Genomic DNA, 1,709 nt, shown 5'->3' with positions numbered 1-1,709 from the left:
TCTTCTCCGCCATCTCCTGGCGCTTCTGGGCGAGGTGCAGCTTCAGCGCCAGCAGGCGGCGGACGCCGCGGGCGATGCGGTCGAGCGAGAGTTCGAGATCCCTGGTCGTGGCGGCGTCGCCGGCCCCGATCGCGGCCAGGGAGGCGGCATGCATGGCCTCGGCACGCTCCATCGCCATCTCGGTCAGCCGGTCGAGTATGCGTACCGCCTGCTCGGCATCGGCCCGATCGGGGGCCGGTGCGGCGGGTTGCTGGGTGGAGACGAACTGCGCCTTGCTCATAGAACACATCATGAACAAAATCGCCAATTAAAGCAATTGCACATTGTGTTTACCGATCAGGATGGCTCCCGCCGGACGGCGGAGCTGAGACCTCAAGCCGTTTCCTGAACGCCGCCGCAGGCCATCGACATCGGCTCTGCACGCTATGCTCAACTGGCCGCTATCGACCCTTTCCGGTCGGCCCGGTCGGTTACGGAGTGCCCGAAACCGGCCATCCGACTCGGCGCCTTGAAGTGGACGTGACTGGATGCGACCCGTTGCGGTCAGGAGGCACAACCATGTCGCACTCGTTGCTCCGGCTTGCGATTCAAGCCACCCGTCCTTCCTGAAGCGAGGACAAACGCTTCTTTGAGACGGTCGCTCATTGGGGCTCGACAGTCGCCAACTCCTCGCGACATCCTGGTGATGTGCGGCCTCTTTTTTGGGGCGGCACAAGGGGGGGGAAATGAAGCTGCTGCGAGCAATTTTGCTGCCGACGGCCCTGATAGTCGCCGGCTGCCAATCAACGTCGCCCGGGATCGATTCCGGAATAGCGGGCAGGACTGGCCCCGAGGTCATCCAGGCCGAAGGACCCTACGCTGATGCTGCGTCCGGATTTACTTTTCCGGTGTCAATCGGGGATTTTGTCCGGACGGATCTATCGAGAGACAACGTGAATCCCGGCGGCACGGTTGCCGGCTACAAGGCTCCGCCCGCGAAGGGCGGGCCACTCGCTGTGATCTTCATCTATCCGGTGACGTGGCTGGAGCGTTCCCCGGGGACCGCTGCGTCCTGCGATACGGAGTTTCAGGCGAACAAGGAGGCGATAACCCGCACCCGCCGGTCGGCCCGACTGGTTTCGGAGCGTCGCGGTGCGTTTGGTCCAGACGCCGTCATGGAGATGGCGGAGTTCGAGTATTCCCACATGTTCGACGGCGAGGTCCGGCCCCTCTCGTCGCGGGTCTATTTGTTCTGCATGGCCGATACGGGATGGATCCTGAAGCTGCGTTTCAGCGCTCCGATGGGAGTTGAGTGGAGCCGGACCCTGGCGCCATTCGAAAAAGAGCTAACGGGCCCATGGTCGATGAAGCGGCCTGTTCGGCTTTCCCTGGACGCCTTACCCGGGACCTGACACTCATGGCCCGGACAGGTCCGCAGATCATCCGACCTGATGCGTCAAACAGGCTGAGAACGGCCCCCTTTCCGCCCTTTTCTGTCGGCCTGACCGGATGGAGCGCGCCCAAAGCTGCCGCGAGGCCAGTCTCTCTCTCTCCGGCATTCACGCCCGGCCCGGCCGCCGGAACCAGGAGCGATGACGATCCGATCCTCCGTGCACCCTGTCCGCTTTTGGGCGAGATAGGATCGCCGCCGATGTCCGCTTCGGGGAGGCCAGGAGGGTCGGCGTCGATCCGCTTCTGGTCGGCAGCCGACCCATGGCGGGGGCAGGGCC

The 1,709-nt window shown here is 64.1% G+C and carries 2 protein-coding genes; one reads left to right on the top strand and one right to left on the bottom strand.

The genetic code is table 11. The features are described from left to right. Positions 1 to 280, bottom strand: a 280-nt coding sequence (locus P409_RS33625) for a hypothetical protein (protein ID WP_034848927.1), incomplete at its 3' end; no start/stop codon positions are given. Between the two features lie 445 nt (positions 281 to 725). Between P409_RS33625 and P409_RS38455 the strand changes: the two genes are divergently transcribed. Beyond that, entirely contained in the window at positions 726 to 1,391 is a 666-nt protein-coding gene (locus P409_RS38455; RefSeq protein ID WP_152613688.1) for a hypothetical protein, read from the top strand. Positions 1,392 to 1,709: the final 318 nt, after the last annotated feature.

The organism is Inquilinus limosus MP06 (genome assembly GCF_000767795.1).
Lineage (GTDB): Bacteria > Pseudomonadota > Alphaproteobacteria > DSM-16000 > Inquilinaceae > Inquilinus > Inquilinus limosus_E.
Note: the sequence above shows the minus strand (reverse complement) of the source record. Positions and strands in the feature narration are given on the sequence as shown.